General features: G+C 70.9%; 13 protein-coding genes, 1 tRNA gene and 1 pseudogene. 10 read left to right on the top strand and 5 right to left on the bottom strand.

Annotated features, from left to right (window positions below; all coding sequences use genetic code 11):
* Positions 1-180: 180 nt before the first annotated feature.
* Entirely contained in the window at positions 181-1614 is a 1434-nt protein-coding gene (gene pyk / locus DZF91_RS36265; RefSeq protein ID WP_117361542.1) for a pyruvate kinase, read from the top strand.
* Between the two features lie 277 nt (positions 1615-1891).
* Here pyk and DZF91_RS36260 read toward each other — a convergent pair whose 3' ends face one another.
* Positions 1892-3079 (bottom strand): MFS transporter, encoded by a 1188-nt coding sequence (locus DZF91_RS36260; protein ID WP_268916004.1) that lies wholly within the window; start codon positions 3077-3079, stop codon positions 1892-1894.
* 84 nt (positions 3080-3163) lie between these two features.
* On the opposite strand from DZF91_RS36260, the gene DZF91_RS36255 reads away from it, so the two are divergent.
* Positions 3164-3583 carry a MarR family winged helix-turn-helix transcriptional regulator gene (locus DZF91_RS36255; RefSeq protein WP_117361541.1) on the top strand — a complete coding sequence of 140 codons (420 nt, stop codon included), beginning with the start codon at positions 3164-3166 and terminating at the stop codon, positions 3581-3583.
* 16 nt (positions 3584-3599) lie between these two features.
* Here the strand turns inward: DZF91_RS36255 and DZF91_RS36250 are convergent, their stop codons facing one another.
* Positions 3600-4379, bottom strand: coding sequence for a helix-turn-helix domain-containing protein (locus DZF91_RS36250; RefSeq protein WP_117361540.1), 780 nt, complete (start codon positions 4377-4379; stop codon positions 3600-3602).
* 81 nt (positions 4380-4460) lie between these two features.
* Positions 4461-4533: transfer RNA gene (locus tag DZF91_RS36245), tRNA-Leu, on the bottom strand.
* Between the two features lie 86 nt (positions 4534-4619).
* On the opposite strand from DZF91_RS36245, the gene DZF91_RS36240 reads away from it, so the two are divergent.
* The 6 genes from DZF91_RS36240 (at position 4620) to DZF91_RS36215 (ending at position 10925) form a co-directional block, all read left to right on the top strand.
* On the top strand, positions 4620-5237 hold the full coding sequence (locus tag DZF91_RS36240; RefSeq protein WP_235834819.1) for an ANTAR domain-containing response regulator: 618 nt from the start codon (positions 4620-4622) through the stop codon (positions 5235-5237).
* Positions 5238-5895: 658 nt separating this feature from the next.
* Positions 5896-7068, top strand: a complete 1173-nt coding sequence (locus tag DZF91_RS36235) for a branched-chain amino acid ABC transporter substrate-binding protein (protein ID WP_199487130.1) — start codon at positions 5896-5898, stop codon at positions 7066-7068.
* A gap of 99 nt (positions 7069-7167) precedes the next feature.
* On the top strand, positions 7168-8133 hold the full coding sequence (locus DZF91_RS36230; protein WP_117361538.1) for a branched-chain amino acid ABC transporter permease: 966 nt from the start codon (positions 7168-7170) through the stop codon (positions 8131-8133).
* Entirely contained in the window at positions 8130-9266 is a 1137-nt protein-coding gene (locus tag DZF91_RS36225) for a branched-chain amino acid ABC transporter permease (protein WP_117361537.1), read from the top strand. Before DZF91_RS36230 ends, DZF91_RS36225 begins: the two co-directional genes overlap by 4 nt.
* A gap of 11 nt (positions 9267-9277) precedes the next feature.
* The gene (locus tag DZF91_RS36220) at positions 9278-10069 is read left to right on the top strand and encodes an ABC transporter ATP-binding protein (RefSeq protein ID WP_117361536.1); all 792 of its coding nucleotides are present in this window, start codon (positions 9278-9280) and stop codon (positions 10067-10069) included.
* The gene (locus tag DZF91_RS36215; protein WP_117361535.1) at positions 10059-10925 is read left to right on the top strand and encodes an ABC transporter ATP-binding protein; all 867 of its coding nucleotides are present in this window, start codon (positions 10059-10061) and stop codon (positions 10923-10925) included. Before DZF91_RS36220 ends, DZF91_RS36215 begins: the two co-directional genes overlap by 11 nt.
* Before the next feature lie 84 nt (positions 10926-11009).
* Here DZF91_RS36215 and DZF91_RS36210 read toward each other — a convergent pair whose 3' ends face one another.
* On the bottom strand, positions 11010-11573 hold the full coding sequence (locus DZF91_RS36210) for a DUF4352 domain-containing protein (RefSeq protein WP_117361534.1): 564 nt from the start codon (positions 11571-11573) through the stop codon (positions 11010-11012).
* Positions 11574-11864: 291 nt separating this feature from the next.
* Positions 11865-12242 (bottom strand): PaaI family thioesterase, encoded by a 378-nt coding sequence (locus DZF91_RS36205; protein WP_117361543.1) that lies wholly within the window; start codon positions 12240-12242, stop codon positions 11865-11867.
* Between the two features lie 104 nt (positions 12243-12346).
* On the opposite strand from DZF91_RS36205, the gene polA reads away from it, so the two are divergent.
* Together polA and DZF91_RS41585 are read left to right on the top strand one after the other, a co-directional pair.
* A complete protein-coding gene (polA, locus tag DZF91_RS36200; RefSeq protein WP_117361533.1) occupies positions 12347-15043 on the top strand; it encodes a DNA polymerase I in 2697 nt (898 codons plus the stop codon).
* Between the two features lie 382 nt (positions 15044-15425).
* Positions 15426-15630, top strand: a pseudogene (locus tag DZF91_RS41585) (polysaccharide deacetylase family protein); the annotation flags it as partial.

Raw genomic sequence — 15630 nt, 5'->3', positions numbered from 1 at the left:
GGCCGGCGCCGCCCGCCCGGGCGGCGACGCCTCTTCCGCGAACCGGCCCGGCCGGGCGGGCCCCCCGGCCGCCGCGAGGAGGTGGTCCAGACCAATGGGCTGGACCACTGGATGAACCTTCGAGGTCGATGAGCTGCCCAAATACCGATACTGGCAGGTAACTCGATACCGTTGTGCTACGTGACCCGTCGAGCGAAGATCATCAGCACCATCGGCCCCGCCGTCTCCAGTCCGGAGCGGATCAACGCCCTCGTCGAGGCCGGCGTCGACGTCGCCAGGCTCAACATGAGCCACGGCGAACACGCCGTCCACGAGGAGGTGTACCACCGCATCCGCGCCGCCGCCGAGCGCCACGGCCGCGCCGTCGGCGTCCTCGCCGACCTGCAGGGCCCCAAGATCCGCATCGGCCGCTTCCCCGACGGCCCGGTCCGGCTCACGCTCGGCGACACCTTCGTCATCACCACCGAGGACGTCCCCGGCTCCCGCCGCGAGGTCTCGACCACCTACCAGGGCCTCCCCGGCGACGTCGCCCCCGGCGACACCGTCCTCATCGACGACGGCCGCGTCGCCCTGCGCGTCACCGCCGTCGAGGGCCCCCGCGTCACCACCGAGGTGACCGTCGGCGGCATGGTCTCCGACAACAAGGGCCTCAACCTCCCCGGCGTCCCCGTCAGCGTCCCCGCCCTCACCGAGAAGGACGAACGCGACCTGCGCTGGGCCCTGCGCCTCGGCGTCGACATGGTCGCCCTCTCCTTCGTCCGCACCCCCGAGGACGCCGACATCTGCTACCGGATCATGGACGAGGAGGGCATCCGCGTCCCCCTCATCGGCAAGATCGAGAAGCCCCAGGCCGTCGAGAACCTCAAGGAGATCGTCGCCGCCTTCGACGGCATCATGGTCGCCCGCGGCGACCTCGGCGTCGAACTGCCCCTCGAGGACGTCCCCATCGTCCAGAAGCGCGCCATCGAACTCTGCCGCGACAAGGCCCGCCCGGTCATCGTCGCCACCCAGATGCTCGAATCCATGATCAGCGCCCCCCGCCCTACCCGCGCCGAGACCAGCGACGTCGCCAACGCCGTCTTCGAGGGCGCCGACGCCGTCATGCTCTCCGGCGAGACCAGCGTCGGCCAGTACCCCATCGAGGCCGTCCGCACCATGAGCCGCATCGTGCGGACCGCCGAGGGCTCCAGCCTCCAGGCCACCCACACCCTCGAGCGGATGCCCGAGACCGTCGGCGGCGCCATCGCCCGCGCCGCCGCCGAGGTCGGCGCCATCGTCGGCGCCAAGGCCCTGGTCGCCTTCACCATGTCCGGCGAGACGGCCCGCCGCCTGTCCCGCTACCGCTCGCCGATCCCGCTGCTCGCCTTCACCTCCGTCCCCGCCGTCCGCGGCCGGCTCGCCCACGTCTGGGGCGTCGAGACCTTCATCGTCCCGTTCGCCGACCACACCGACGAGATGGTCCGCCAGGTCGAGCAGGGCCTCCTGGAGTCCGGCCGCTGCCAGAAGGGCGACCGCGTCGTCATCGTCGCCGGCAACCCGCCCGGCACCCCCGGCTCCACCAACGCCCTGCGGGTCCACCGCATCGGCGACGCCATCGCCCACCTCAACGACTGAGGCCGACCCACCTGGCCGCCCGTCCCGTGCGCCGAGGCCGCCCCCCCGGGCCCTCGGCGCAGGGGGGACGGCCCCGGCATCCCACACCGCTCCGCTCAGCCGAGAACCCGCCGCGGCCCCAACGCCGTACCAGGCCCTCACCGAGCCCAGCCCTACGCTCCCGACAGGTCCTTACGCGGACCGCGCTCAAGCCGCTCTCGTCGCAGACGCCCACCGTGTCCTGAGACCCGCGCCGAGGCGTGGCGCCCGTCCACGGTCCGAGCCCGGCGGCGCGCCGTCAGACCTGCTCCATCACCTCGTCCTCCGCCACCGGCGCGCTTCCTGCCCCACGGCGGTCTCCCAGCAGGAGCACCACCGCGACCACCACTCCGGCCGCCGTCAGCCCCGCCGCCACCGGATACAACCCGCGCGCGCCGCCGCCCGACTCGATCAGCCGGCCGCCCAGCCAGCCCGCGAACGCCGCCGCCACCTGGAACCCCGACGCGTTCACCGCCACCGCCAGCGTCGGAGCCGTCCGCGCCGCCGTCACCACCCGCGTCTGCATCCCCGGGACGACCGCGAACGCCAGCGCCCCCAGCACGAACACCAGCACCCCCGCCGTGACCCGCTGCGTCCCGGCGAACCATCCCACCGCCAGCACACCCGCCAGCGCCGCGAGCAACCCCGCCACCGACGGCATGAGCGCCCGGTCCGCCAGCCGCCCGCCGGCGAAGTTGCCCAGCACCGCGCCCGCGCCGTACACCAGCAGCAGCACCGGAACCGCACCCGATGAGAACCCCGCCACGTCCGTCATCAGCGGCGCGACGAAGCTGAACACCATCACCACCCCGACATTGCCCAGCACCGTCAGGGCGATCGCCGCCAGGACGCCCCGGTGGGCGAACGCCCGCAACCCGTCCACCGCCGAAACGCCCTCCAGCGCCGCGCCGTCCGCCGGAACCGACCGTCCCACCAGCGGCAACGCCACCAGCACCAGCAGCGCCACCGCCCCGAACGACGCCCGCCACCCGAGCGCGTGGCTCACCAGCGTTCCGAGCGGCGTCCCCAGCACCATCCCGAGGTTCATCCCGACCGTCAGCTTCGCCACCGCCGACGCCTGACCGCCCTCCGGGGCCGTCCCGACCGCGGTCGTGATCGCCACCGCGAAGAACGTCGCGACCACCAGGCCCGCCGCGAAGCGCCCCACCAGCAGCGACGCGTAGCCCGGCGCCGCCGCCGACCACCCGTTCGCCACCACGGCCACCGAGACCAGGCCCACCACCAGGGACCGCCGCGGGACCCGCGCCGTCAGGACGGTCACCACCGGCCCGCCGACGATCATCCCCACCGCGTACGCCGTCACCAGCAGCCCCGCGGACGGCACCGAGACCCCGAGACCCTCGGCGACGTCCGGCAGGATCCCCGCGACCACGAACTCGCCCGTCGTCAGCCCGAAGACGACGAGCATCAGAGACCAGAGCAGCACGAAGTGCCACCACCAAACTAGTTATAGCTCGAATGATTCGAGTCATAATTATCACGGTTCGAACCGCCTCGCTACACTCATCGCATGCGCCAGCCCGCCGCCGATCCCCAGCTCGACCGCGACATCTGCAAACTCGCCCACCGCTTCATCCAGCGCCTCGACGCGCACGCCCGCGCCGCCGCCGACGAGCTCGACCTCACCCCCGCCCAGGTCATCGCCCTGCGCGAGCTCACCGAGCCCATCACCGCCCGCGAACTCGCCCACCGCATGGTCTGCGAACCCCCCAACGCGACCTTCGTCATCGACCGCCTCGAAAAGCAGGGCCTCCTCGAACGCCGCCCCCACCCCACCGACCGGCGCGCCAAGCAGATCGTCCTCACCGAGGCCGGCCGACGCCGCCGCGCCGAGGTCCTCGACCGCCTCGCCGCGCACACGCCCCTGAACACCCTGACCGCCGACCAGCAGGACGCCCTGCGCACGCTCCTGCAGAACCTCGTCGACTGACCGGCGGACCGCGCCGTCAGTACTTGGGCCCCACGAACTCGTCCAACCGGGCCACCCCCTCGGCCCGAGCGACCGAGACGGTGACCCTGTTCATCCGCCGCCATGGGATGTGGAGCAGATCGAGGGCGTCGGTGAAGAGGCACCGGATGTCGTCGGAGAGATTCGTGAAGTTGTAGCGGGGGTACTCGTACCACCGGTCGCCGGACGGCAGCGGGCGCCGGACGCGATTGACGAACCGGGTGCCGTCCGAATGGAGCAGTCCCCGGATGAACGCCTCGGGATGGTCACGCACCAGCGCGTTCTGCCAGGGGGCGAGTTCGATCCGGCGCTCGTGCTTCTTGCCCGCACCGTGCTGCGGAAACAGGCAGGGCCAGTGCTTGGAGTGGCTGTTGACTTCGACGCAGCCCTGCTTCGGGACGAGACGGACCTTGTTGGCCGGCCTGACCGCTCGCATCGCCTCGGCGCACTCCCGGACCAGACCGGGCCACGCGTCGGCGCAGATGATCCGCAGCGACCACACGCCCTTGTCGGGGCGACCGACGCGGCTGATGCAGCCGTCACCGAGGTACAGGCCCAGAAGGTATCCGTAAGCCTCGGGTTCTTCCGGCGGCACGGCGGGAGAAACGCAGCGCGGACATTCCGCTTTCCGTGCTGTGACGCCGATGCCCATGTCGCGGCGAAGGCGCCACTCCCGGACGGCGGCGCGGGAGGCGCCGGTCTGGCGGGCGGCCTCACTGAGCGTGAGGCCTTGGTCGAGCAAGGCGAGTGCGAGCTCTCGGGTTCTGGTGTCGTACATGCGGTGATGGTCACACAGCGGTACGACAGAAACGCCGCCCGTGACGGGCGGCGCCTTCTTTTCCTGCTATTCGGTTATTTGTGCCCCGAGTGGGATTCGAACCCACACTTGATGTGGTTTGAGCACATTTCCTCTGCCATTGGGATATCGGGGCTTATAGTGGACATCTAGTGTTATGTCCGTTTTGGTGCGCTAGGTAGAGGGGTCCCGGGGACCAGGGTAGCGGACGCCGGTAGGCTCTTGCGCGTGACGGAGAGCGCTCGGCGAGTTGTGATCGCAGAAGATGAGGCCCTGATCCGGCTGGACCTCAAGGAGATGCTTCAGGAGGACGGCTACGAGGTCGTGGGCGAGGCGGGGGACGGCGAGGCCGCGGTGCGGCTGGCCGTCGAGCTGAAGCCCGACCTGGTCATCCTCGACGTCAAGATGCCGGTACTGGACGGGATCAGCGCCGCGGAGCGGATCTCGGCGGAGCGGGTCGCCCCGGTGGTGATGCTGACGGCGTTCTCGCAGGCCGAGCTGGTGCAGCGGGCGACCGAGGCCGGCGCGATGGCGTACCTGGTCAAGCCGTTCACCAAGGCCGACCTGCGGCCCGCGATCGAGGTCGCGGTGAGCCGGTACACCGAGCTGCGGGCGCTGGAGGCCGAGGTCGCCGGGCTGGCGGAGCGGCTGGAGACCCGCAAGGTGGTCGACCGGGCGAAGGGCCTGCTCCAGGCCGCGAACGGATGGACGGAGCCGGACGCGTTCCGGTGGATCCAGAAGACCTCGATGGACCGCCGGCTGACGATGCGCGCGGTGGCCGAGGCGGTCATCGCGGGCGCCGGCGGCGCGGCGGAGGACGGGGAGCCCGCGGCGGGCTGACCTCCGCGTGAGACCTGAGAACCTCGCGGCACGGACTCGTCCGGCCGCGAGGTTCTTTGCCGCCCCGGCCCAGCATGAGCGCCCAGCGCCGACCACCGAACGCGCAACACTCACCACCGGCGCCGAGCAGCGAGCGCCCAGGGGGCGCGCCGCATGGTCGGCCACGAAACGCGTTGCCAGGGGCAGTGCGCGGTGTCGTGGCGAGGGTGTCGTCGGCGTGACTGTTGGGTGCCTGCGCCGTGGTCTCGCACCGTCCTCCCCGCGCCGCCGTCCTGTCGCCGCACGCGGGGTGCCGGGCCGTCCGCCGGGGGCCCGTCCGACGGTCCCGCAGGGGTGGCGCGGGGCTGTGGTAGGGGCGCGGAAGGCCGACGGGCGTGGGGTTCGGTGCGGGACGCGCGGTGCGTCCGGAGGTGGCGGCGGTGGGTGTTCGCGGCGGTCACTGACCGTGATTCGCGCTGTATATCGGGTCGTGGGGGAGGGCACGGGGGAGTAACGAACAAGTAACCCTTCTGTCCGGGGGTCCTGTTTCGTCGCCTCTGCTCGGTGTACGACATACCTGGTCCCTGAGTGACCGATATCTCCTCCCAGGATCTCGGACACGTCGGGGCATGACTCGTACCCGATCCCTCCCCGGATCCGGATGGAAAGGTTGGGCACCTTGCGGCGCAACATGATGAGGGTCACCGGTGCTGTGGCGGTGAGCGCGGTGCTGGCGCTCGGTGCCGGCGCGTGCGGAGACAGCAAGAAGTCGGGCGGTGGCGACGAGGTCACGATCGGGTTCATGGGTGACCTGACCGGTGAGAACTCGGGCCTGGTGATCCCGCCCCGGCAGGGGGCGCAGCTCGCGATCGACCAGTACAACGCGACGAACCCGAAGGTCAAGATCAAGTTCAAGACCTACGACTCGCAGGGCAAGCCCGAGCAGGCCACGACCCTGGTCCAGGGCGCGATCAAGAACGACAAGATCGTGGGTCTGATCGGCCCGGCGTTCTCGGGCGAGTCGCAGGCGGTGAACCCGATCCTCAACGAGGCGAAGATCCCGTCGGTCACGCCGTCGGCGACGAACATCACGCTGGCCGAGAAGAAGTGGTCCTACTGGCACCGGGTCGTCGCGAACGACACCGTGCAGAGCACCGGCGCCGGGACCTTCATCGCGGACACGCTGAAGGCCAAGAAGGTCTTCACGGTGGACGACAACCAGGACTACGGCAAGGGCCTGGCGGGCGGCATCAAGACCGCGGTGTCGGGCAAGGGCGCCCAGGTCCAGAGTGACTCGGTGGACGACAAGGCCACCGACTACTCGTCCACGGTGAACAAGATCAACCAGTTCAAGCCGGACGCGGTGTACTTCGGCGGCTACTACTCGGTGGCGGGGCGGCTGTTCAAGCAGCTGCGCGAGTCCGGGTTCAAGGGCAAGCTGATGTCCGGCGACGGTTCGGTCGCGGCGGGCCTGATCGAGGCCGAGGGCCAGCAGAACGCGCAGGGCACGTTCCTCTCCTGCGGCTGCCTCATCGACCCCGAGGGCAAGTCGAACGACAAGGCGAAGAAGTTCGCGGCGGACTACAAGGCCAAGTACGGCTCGGACGTCGCGATCTACTCCACCGAGGGCTTCGACGCGGCGTCGGCGTTCATCGAGGCCGTGAAGAACGGGAAGACCTCCGCCGAGGACATCAACTCGTACCTGAAGACCGTGAGCTTCCAGGGCGTCGGCAAGGAGATCAAGTTCGACGACAAGGGCGAGCTGGCGGCGCACGACATCTTCATCTACGAGGTGTCGGGCAACAAGATCGGCCTGCTCGGCAAGGCCGGCGAGGCCAAGCCCACGAGCTGAGGCTCACGCCTCTCCGGCCTCTCGTAGGAGGGGCGCCTTGACGGTGTGGGGGCGGGAGCGCCACAAGCGCTCCCGCCCCTTTTGACAAGGGCGACTCAGGTGTTCTCAGACTTCATTCATCAATTCTGGCCGTCGACGATCGACGGCCTGTCCCTCGGCGCGGTGTACGCGCTGGTGGCGCTCGGGTACACGATGGTGTACGGCGTCCTGCGGCTGATCAACTTCGCGCACGCCGACATCTTCATGGTGGGGACGTTCGCCGCCATGTGGACGGTCAAGACCATGGGCGTGTCGGACCTGGGCGGACTCGCCCTGGTCGGCGCGATCCTGCTGTCGGCGCTCGTGGCGGGCGCGGTCTCGGGCGGCGGGGCGGTGCTGCTGGAGCTGCTGGCCTACCGGCCGCTGCGCAAGCGCGGGGCGTCGCGGCTGGCGGCGCTGATCTCGGCGATCGGCGCGTCGATCGTGATCGAGCAGCTGTTCGCCACGATCGTGGTGCCGCAGGTGTTCGACCTGCCCAAGGAGAAGGGCAAGATCGCGCAGGCGTACCACTTCGTGCACCGGACGGATCTGATCGACATCGGTCCGATCAAGATCGCCAACGACCGCCTGATCATCTTCCTCGGCGCGATCATGATCATGATCGCGCTGGACCAGTTCGTGAACCGCACGAAGCTGGGCCGCGGGATCCGGGCCACCGCCCAGGACCCGGAGAGCGCCGTGCTCATGGGCGTGAACATCGACCGGGTGGTGACCGCGACGTTCCTGGTCGGCGGCGTGATGGCCGGCGCGGCGGCGGCGCTGTACTACGCCCGCTTCGAGGAGGCGTGGTACTTCTCCGGCTTCCTGCTCGGCATCAAGGCGTTCACCGCGGCGGTGCTGGGCGGTATCGGCAACATCCGCGGCGCCCTGGTCGGCGGTGTGGCGCTCGGGCTGTTCGAGTCGTACGGGTCGAGCCTGTTCGGGTCGCAGTGGAAGGACGTCGTGGCGTTCTCGGTGCTGATCCTGGTCCTGATGTTCCGTCCCACCGGCATCCTCGGTGAGTCCCTGCAGCAGGCGCGCGCATGAGCGGGGCGACGGGTCGCAAGAGCGTCGGGTTCTCGCTGGACCCGGTGCGGGATCGCTGGGACTCCGCTCCGGGCTGGGCCCGCTGGGTGGTGTACCTGCTGCTGATCGTGGGCGCGCTGCTGCTGCCGGCGCAGGCGATCGGCTCGTTCATGGCGCCGTCGTCGTCGGACTGGACGGCGATGCTGAGCGACCAGATCGGCATCTTCGTGCTGCTGGGCCTCGGCCTCAACGTCGTGGTCGGCATGGCCGGTCTGCTGGACCTGGGCTACGTCGCGTTCTACGCGGTGGGCGGGTACACGATCGCGGTCTTCGCGACGAAGTACCACTGGAGCTTCTGGTCCACGCTGGTGCTGGCGATCGTGGCGGCCGCGGTGGCGGGCGTGCTGCTGGGCGCTCCGACCCTGCGGTTGCGGGGCGACTACCTGGCGATCGTGACGCTGGGGTTCGGGGAGATCGTCCGGCTGACGGCGAACAACCTGAACTACGTGAACGGCCCGCGCGGCATCCAGGGCATCCCGCATCCCCCGTCACTGTCGGAGTGGACGATCCCGGGTCTGGAGGTGCAGCCGCTCAAGTACGGGCTGCTGGACTCGCGGCCGTACTACTACCTGCTGGTGTTCTTCATCGTCCTCGCGATCATCTTCGTGAAGCGGCTGGAGAACTCCCGGGTGGGCAGGGCGTGGGCGTCGATCCGCGAGGACGAGGACGCGGCGGAGCTGATGGGCGTGCCGACGTTCAAGTTCAAGCTGGCGGCGTTCGCGATCGGCGCGGCGATCGGGGGCAGCGGCGGCGTGGTGTTCGCGGCGAAGCAGACCTCGATCAACCCGGGCAGCTTCACGTTCATGGTGTCGGCGCTGGTGCTGGCGGGCGTGGTGCTCGGCGGTTCGGGCAACATCCCCGGCGTGGTGGTGGGCGCGTTCCTGCTGTCGTGGCTGCCGGAGCGGTTCCGTGAGCTGGCCGACTACCGCATGCTGATCTTCGGCCTCGCGCTGGTGGCGATGATGATCTTCCGTCCGGAGGGCGTGTGGCCGTCCCGGCAGCGGAAGGCGGAGCTCGCCGAGGGCACCGGCGGGATGGGCTCGATGGGCGCCGAGGTGCCCGGGCCGGGCACGACCGCGGAGGTGGCCAAGTGAGTGAGGCGACGATGCGCGACGGCGCGCAGGCCCGGCCGGTGCTGGAGCTGCGCGGGGTCGTGATGCGGTTCGGCGGCGTCGTGGCGATCAACAAGCTGGACCTCACCGTCCGCGAGGGCGAGATCTTCGCCCTGATCGGGCCGAACGGCGCCGGCAAGACCACGGTGTTCAACGTCACGACCGGCGTGTACCGCCCGACCGAGGGCCAGGTGGTCTTCGACGGGCGGCGCATCGACGGGCGCAAGCGCTACAAGGTGACCAAGCTGGGTGTGGCGCGGACGTTCCAGAACGTCCGGCTGTTCCACAACATGACCGCCCTGGAGAACGTGATGGTGGGCGCGGACGCGCACCACCGGACGGGTCTGGCGGGCGCGGCGCTCGGCCTTCCGTGGCACCGGCGCGAGGAGCGCCAGGGCCGGGCGAAGGCCGTGGAGCTGCTGGAGTTCGTGGGTGTCGCGCACCGCCGCGGCGAGGCCGCCAAGAACCTGCCGTACGGCGACCAGCGCAGGCTGGAGATCGCGCGTGCGCTGGCGACCGATCCGAAGCTGCTGCTGCTGGACGAGCCCGCGGCGGGCATGAACCCGGCGGAGAAGGTCGAGCTGCAGGGGCTGATCCGCAAGATCCGCGACTCGGGCGTGACCGTGCTGCTGATCGAGCACGACATGAGCCTGGTGATGGGGATCAGCGACCGGATCGCGGTGGTGGACTTCGGGCAGAAGATCGCCGAGGGGCTGCCGGCGGAGATCCAGAACGACCAGCGGGTCATCGAGGCGTACCTGGGGGCTCCGGCCGATGCTTCTTGAGATCAACGACATCCACGTCCACTACGGCAAGATCGCCGCGCTGAAGGGGATCTCCGCCGAGGTCGACGAGGGCGAGATCGTGACGCTGATCGGCGCGAACGGCGCCGGGAAGACGACCACGCTGAAGACGGTGTCGGGGCTGCGTCCGCTGACCTCCGGGTCGATCCGGTTCGCCGGGGAGGACATCAGCAAGATGCCGGGGCACAAGCGGGTGCTGGCGGGCATCGGGCAGTCGCCGGAGGGCCGGGGCGTGTTCCCGGGCATGACGGTGGAGGAGAACCTGCTGATGGGCGCGTACGCCCGGCGCGGGAACTTCTCCAAGGAACTGGCCGAGGTCTACGAGCTGTTCCCGCGGCTGGCCGAGCGCAAGTCGCAGCCGGGCGGCACGATGTCCGGCGGTGAGCAGCAGATGCTGGCCATCGGCCGGGCGCTGATGGCCAAGCCGAAGGTGCTGCTGCTGGACGAGCCGTCCATGGGGCTGGCGCCGAAGCTGGTGCAGCAGATCTTCTCGATCATCGTGGAGATCAACCGGCGCGGGACGACGGTGCTGCTGGTCGAGCAGAACGCCAGCCAGGCGCTGCAGATCGCGCACCGCGCGTACGTGCTGGAGACCGGCCGCGTGGTGAAGTCGGCTCCGGCCGCGGACCTGCTGGACGACCCGCAGGTGCGGGCCGCCTACCTGGGCGGCGGCGCGGAGGCGCAGGTCGGGGCGCCGGCGGAGGAGACTCCGCGGGACGCCGCCGAGGCCGGTCCCGCGTCCGAGGAGGAGGCGCCGCGCGGCGGTGCCGCGACCGGGGAGAAGACCCCGCCGGTGGCCGCACCGACGCGGGTCGAGGAGGACGACGAGTCCTCCTGAGACCCGGCCCCTCAGGGCCGTCGGACGGCCGTCGTCACCCGCCGGGGTGGCGGCGGCCGTTCCGTATCTCCAGGCGGAGGGCGTTCAGGAGGGGAGGGGGATCTCGGCGGGCGGCGGGTCGGTGACCATGCCGACGGCGGGGGACCCGTGCAACTCGACGGACTTGGCCGTGGCGCCCTTGGGGACGTCGAACCACAGGTCGAACTCGGCGCGCATGTTCGCGCCGACCGACAGCCGCTCGGGTTGCCGCTTCACCATGGTGCTGTTGACGTCGGCGCCGATGCGGCGGCCGTCGGTGAGGACGAGCCGCTGCGCCCAGGTGTCGAAGACCTGGATGTCGCGCCCGGTGTTCACGCACAGCAGGCGGATCCGGACGAAGTGGCCCTTGGGCTTCATCTCCGCGTGCGTGCCGAGGATGGTGCCGATGTCGCCGGTGTAGGCGACGACCGCGAACTGCATGTCGCTGCTGCGCCCGGTGCGGCCCTTCTGGGCCTTCTCGCCGTCGCGGAGCTTCTCGGCGGGCAGCGTGTACCCGCGGTCCCCGTGCCCGGCGCAGCCCTGGAGCGCGCCCAGCAGGACGGCGGCGGCCAGGCCGCAGGCGGCGGCAGCGGTGGGGGTTGCGGTCGTGAGCGGTCTCACCCGGCGCATGTCCCGACGGTAGGCGCGGGCCGTCCGGCGGTGAAGATCCGTCCGGATTCGCAACCGAATCGCAACCGGTGTTCCGGCTATGGGGGTGTTGTTGGCCCGAGGCCACCTTTGGGGCCGCAACCCGTCCTCGCGGACGCGTGCGTTGTCTACTCGGTGGCCTCGGGCCTTCCGATCCACGTTACCGACACGGCCGTACCCGCCGCAAAGGAAGCGGGCCGCAGAAGCGATCTTTCTCGTTCCGGGGGAGGGGCCGGGTCGGCCCGGGGCTCGGGGAAGTCCCGTGGGGGCGGGTCAGCCCTGGGGGGCGTCGCGGAGCATGCAGGTCAGCCGGGCCGTGCAGACGCGGCGGTCGCGGTCGTCGGTGATCACGATGTCGTAGGTGGCGAGGGTCCGCCCGCCGTGCACGCGGGTCGCGACTCCGGTGACGTGGCCCGACGTCGCCGCCCGGTGGTGGGTGGCGTTGATCTCGATCCCGACGGCGATCCGGCCCTCGCCGGCGTGCAGTGCCGAGCCCACCGAGCCCAGCGTCTCGGCCAGCACGCAGGACGCGCCGCCGTGCAGCAGGCCGTACGGCTGGGTGTTGCCCGCCACGGGCATCCGCGCCACCACGCGCTCCGGAGTGGCCTCCAGGTACTCGATGCCCATGGACGTGGCCAGATCGCCGGTCATGTCCAGGCCGCCGAGGTCGACGCCGCGGTCCTCGGCGAGGACCCGCTGCTCGTCCGTCACAGAGCCTCCCTCAAACTGTCGTACGCGCAGACTAGGCTCCTGGTGTGGCGACCCAAGCACCGACCCCTGACAAGCACGACCGGCTCCTGCTGCTCGACGGGCACTCCCTGGCCTACCGGGCGTTCTTCGCGTTGCCGGTGGAGAACTTCAACACCACCGACGGGCAGCCCACCAACGCGGTGTACGGCTTCACCTCGATGCTGATCAACGTGCTGCGCGACGAGCAGCCGACGCACATCGCGGTGGCGTTCGACCGGTCCGAGCCGACGTTCCGGCACGAGCAGTACGTGGAGTACAAGGCCGGGCGGCAGAAGACGCCGGACGAGTTCCGGTCCCAGGTCTCGCTGATCTTCGAGGTGCTGGACGCGCTGCGCATCCCGCGCCTGTCGGTGGCGGGCTTCGAGGCCGACGACATCATCGCCACGCTGGCCACCCGGGCGACCGCGCTCGGCATGAGCACGCTGGTCGTCACCGGTGACCGGGACGCCTTCCAGCTGGTGGACGACAGCGTCACCGTCCTCTACCCGATCCGCGGCGTGTCCGAGCTCGCCCGCATGGACCCGGCGGCCGTCGAGGCCAAGTACGGGGTCCCGCCGCAGCGGTACCGCGAGCTCGCCGCGCTGGTCGGCGAGTCCAGCGACAACCTGCCGGGCGTCCCCGGCGTCGGCCCGAAGACGGCCGCCAAGTGGCTCACCAAGTACGGCGACCTCGACACGCTCGTCGCGCGGGTGGACGAGATCAAGGGCAAGGCCGGCGACAACCTGCGCGAGCACCTGGCCGGGGTGCTGCGCAACCAGCAGATCAACAAGCTCGACTGCGACGTGGCCCTCGACCTGACGCCCGACCGGCTCACCATGGGCCAGTGGGACCGCGAGGAGATCCACACGCTCTTCGACTCGCTGCAGTTCCGGGTGCTGCGCGAGAGGCTGTACGCGTCGCTGACGACGGCCGAGCCCGAGGCCGACGAGGGCTTCGACATCGAGCTGGACGCCCTGGAGCCCGGCGCCCTCGGCGCCTGGCTGGAGGCCAACGCCCCCGCCGGGGAGCGCACCGGACTGGCCGTCACCGGCACCTGGGGGCGCGGCACCGGCGAGATCACCGCGCTGGCCGTCGCGTCCCGCAAGGGCCCGGCCGTCCACCTCGACCCGGTCCAGCTCGTCGAGGACGACGAGCGCGCGCTGGCGGCCTGGCTCGCCGACGCGTCCCGGCCGAAGGCCGTGCACGACGTGAAGGGCCCGATGCTGGCGCTCACCGCGCGCGGCCTCGCCCTGGAGGGCGTCACCAGCGACACCGCCCTGGCCGCCTACCTGGCGCTGCCGGGCCAGCGCACGTTCGACCTGGCCGACCTGGTGCTGCGCTACCTGCACCGCGAGCTGACCAGCGAGAGCGAGGACTCCGGGCAGCTCACCCTCGACGGGTCCGGCGAGCAGGAGGCCGCGCAGGAGCTGGCCGTCCGCGCCCGGGCCGTCGCCGAGCTCGCCGACGTCCTGGACGCCGACCTGGAGCGGCGCGGCGCGACCCGGCTGCTGAACGAGGTCGAGCTGCCGCTGACGCGCGTCCTGGCCGACATGGAGCGGGCGGGCATCGCCGTCGACGCCGACCACCTCGCGGCGCTGTCGGCGTCGCTGGGCGGCCAGGTCAAGGAGCAGGAGCAGGGCGCGCACGACGCGGTCGGCCACGAGTTCAACCTCGGCTCGCCCAAGCAGGTGCAGCAGGTGCTGTTCGACGAGCTCGGCCTGCCCAAGACCAAGCGCACCAAGACCGGCTACACCACCGACTCCGAGGCGCTCACCGGGCTGCTGGCCAAGGAGGGGCACCCGGTCCTGGAGCGCATCCTGCGCTGGCGCGAGGTCGCCAAGCTCAAGTCGATCGTCGACTCGCTCATCCCGATGCTCGACGACGCGGGCCGCATCCACACGACCTTCAACCAGATGGTCGCGGCGACCGGACGGCTGTCGTCCACCGACCCGAACCTGCAGAACATCCCGATCCGCACCGCCGAGGGCCGGCAGATCCGCGAGGCGTTCATGGTCGGCGACGGCTACGAGTCGCTGCTCACCGCCGACTACAGCCAGATCGAGCTGCGGATCATGGCGCACCTGTCGGGGGACGAGGCGCTGCTGGCGGCGTTCAACTCCGGCGCCGACTTCCACACGATCACCGCCTCCCGCGTGTTCGGGCTGCCGCCCGAGCAGATCGGCACCGAGCTGCGCGCCCGCATCAAGGCCATGAACTACGGCCTGGCGTACGGGCTGTCGGCGTACGGCCTGTCGCAGCAGCTGCGCATCGCGGTGGACGAGGCGCGCCACCTGATGGACGAGTACTTCGAGCAGTTCGGCGGCGTCCGCGACTACCTCGCGCACGTGGTCGACCAGGCGCGCCGCGACGGCTACACCGAGACCATCCTCGGCCGCCGCCGCTACCTGCCCGACCTGAACTCCGACAACCGGCAGCGCCGCGAGATGGCCGAGCGGATGGCGCTGAACGCGCCGATCCAGGGGTCGGCGGCCGACATCGTGAAGGTCGCCAGCCTCAACGTCGACCACGCCCTGCGCGAGCGCGGCATGCGATCGCGGATGCTGCTGCAGGTCCACGACGAACTGGTCATCGAGGTCGCGCCGGGCGAGCTCGACGACCTGCGCCCGCTGGTCGCCGAGCAGATGGCGGGCGCCTACGACCTGCGCGCGCCGCTGTCGGTCTCCATGGGCACCGGCCGCACCTGGCAGGACGCCGCGCACTAACGCAGTCCCGGCCCACTTGCTCGCCTGGCGGCTCGCTGCGTGACCGTGCCTGGGCGAACGCGGCATCGTTTCGCGATCAGCCCGGCTTGGCTCGCCTTCGGCGTCGCCACGCCGGGCTGGGCACGCGTTCGCGCGGGGGTTGAGGCCAGTTCGAAACAGACCTTGGAACGCCGCCCGAGCCCCCAGGCTCCTTCGGGAGTCCGGGGGCCTCGCCTTCTGACGTCCCGGGGCCCTGGCGTCGCGGTCCGGCGAGGCGGCCGTTTCTTTTGTGCTCCTTTGGTGTTTCGTGGCCGGACCGAGGGACGCCAGCGGGCTTAAGGTAGATCACTCGGATAGGTGCTACTTGTCCATGCCCGCGTAGGTTTCGACCGACGGGAGGCCCGTGCCGCTCCTCCACAAGATCGCCGGAATCGTGGTCCTCTGCGCGCTCGTCCTCGGGCTGGCGTTCCAGGACCACCGCCCGCGCCACACGCACCGCGCCGACACGGCGGGTTCCCAGCGCGGGGCCTCGCCCGCCCCGACGACGGCGAGCGCCGGCCCCACGGCCGCGCCGACCCCCTCGGCCGCCCCCACGGGGACCCCGAGCA

It is taken from the genome of Actinomadura logoneensis (assembly GCF_003428695.1).
Taxonomy (GTDB): Bacteria; Actinomycetota; Actinomycetes; order Streptosporangiales; family Streptosporangiaceae; genus Spirillospora; species Spirillospora logoneensis.
Note: the sequence above shows the minus strand (reverse complement) of the source record. Positions and strands in the feature narration are given on the sequence as shown.

Excerpts from the sequence above, each read along its gene's own strand:
- DZF91_RS36255 (WP_117361541.1), top strand. The coding sequence starts at position 3,164 with ATGCGCCAGCCCGCCGCCGATCCCCAGCTCGACCGCGACATCTGCAAA.
- DZF91_RS36205 (WP_117361543.1), bottom strand. The coding sequence starts at position 12,242 with ATGACCGGCGATCTGGCCACGTCCATGGGCATCGAGTACCTGGAGGCC.
- DZF91_RS36250 (WP_117361540.1), bottom strand. The coding sequence starts at position 4,379 with ATGTACGACACCAGAACCCGAGAGCTCGCACTCGCCTTGCTCGACCAA.
- DZF91_RS36215 (WP_117361535.1), top strand. The coding sequence starts at position 10,059 with ATGCTTCTTGAGATCAACGACATCCACGTCCACTACGGCAAGATCGCC.
- DZF91_RS36220 (WP_117361536.1), top strand. The coding sequence starts at position 9,278 with ATGCGCGACGGCGCGCAGGCCCGGCCGGTGCTGGAGCTGCGCGGGGTC.
- DZF91_RS36210 (WP_117361534.1), bottom strand. The coding sequence starts at position 11,573 with ATGCGCCGGGTGAGACCGCTCACGACCGCAACCCCCACCGCTGCCGCC.
- DZF91_RS36225 (WP_117361537.1), top strand. The coding sequence starts at position 8,130 with ATGAGCGGGGCGACGGGTCGCAAGAGCGTCGGGTTCTCGCTGGACCCG.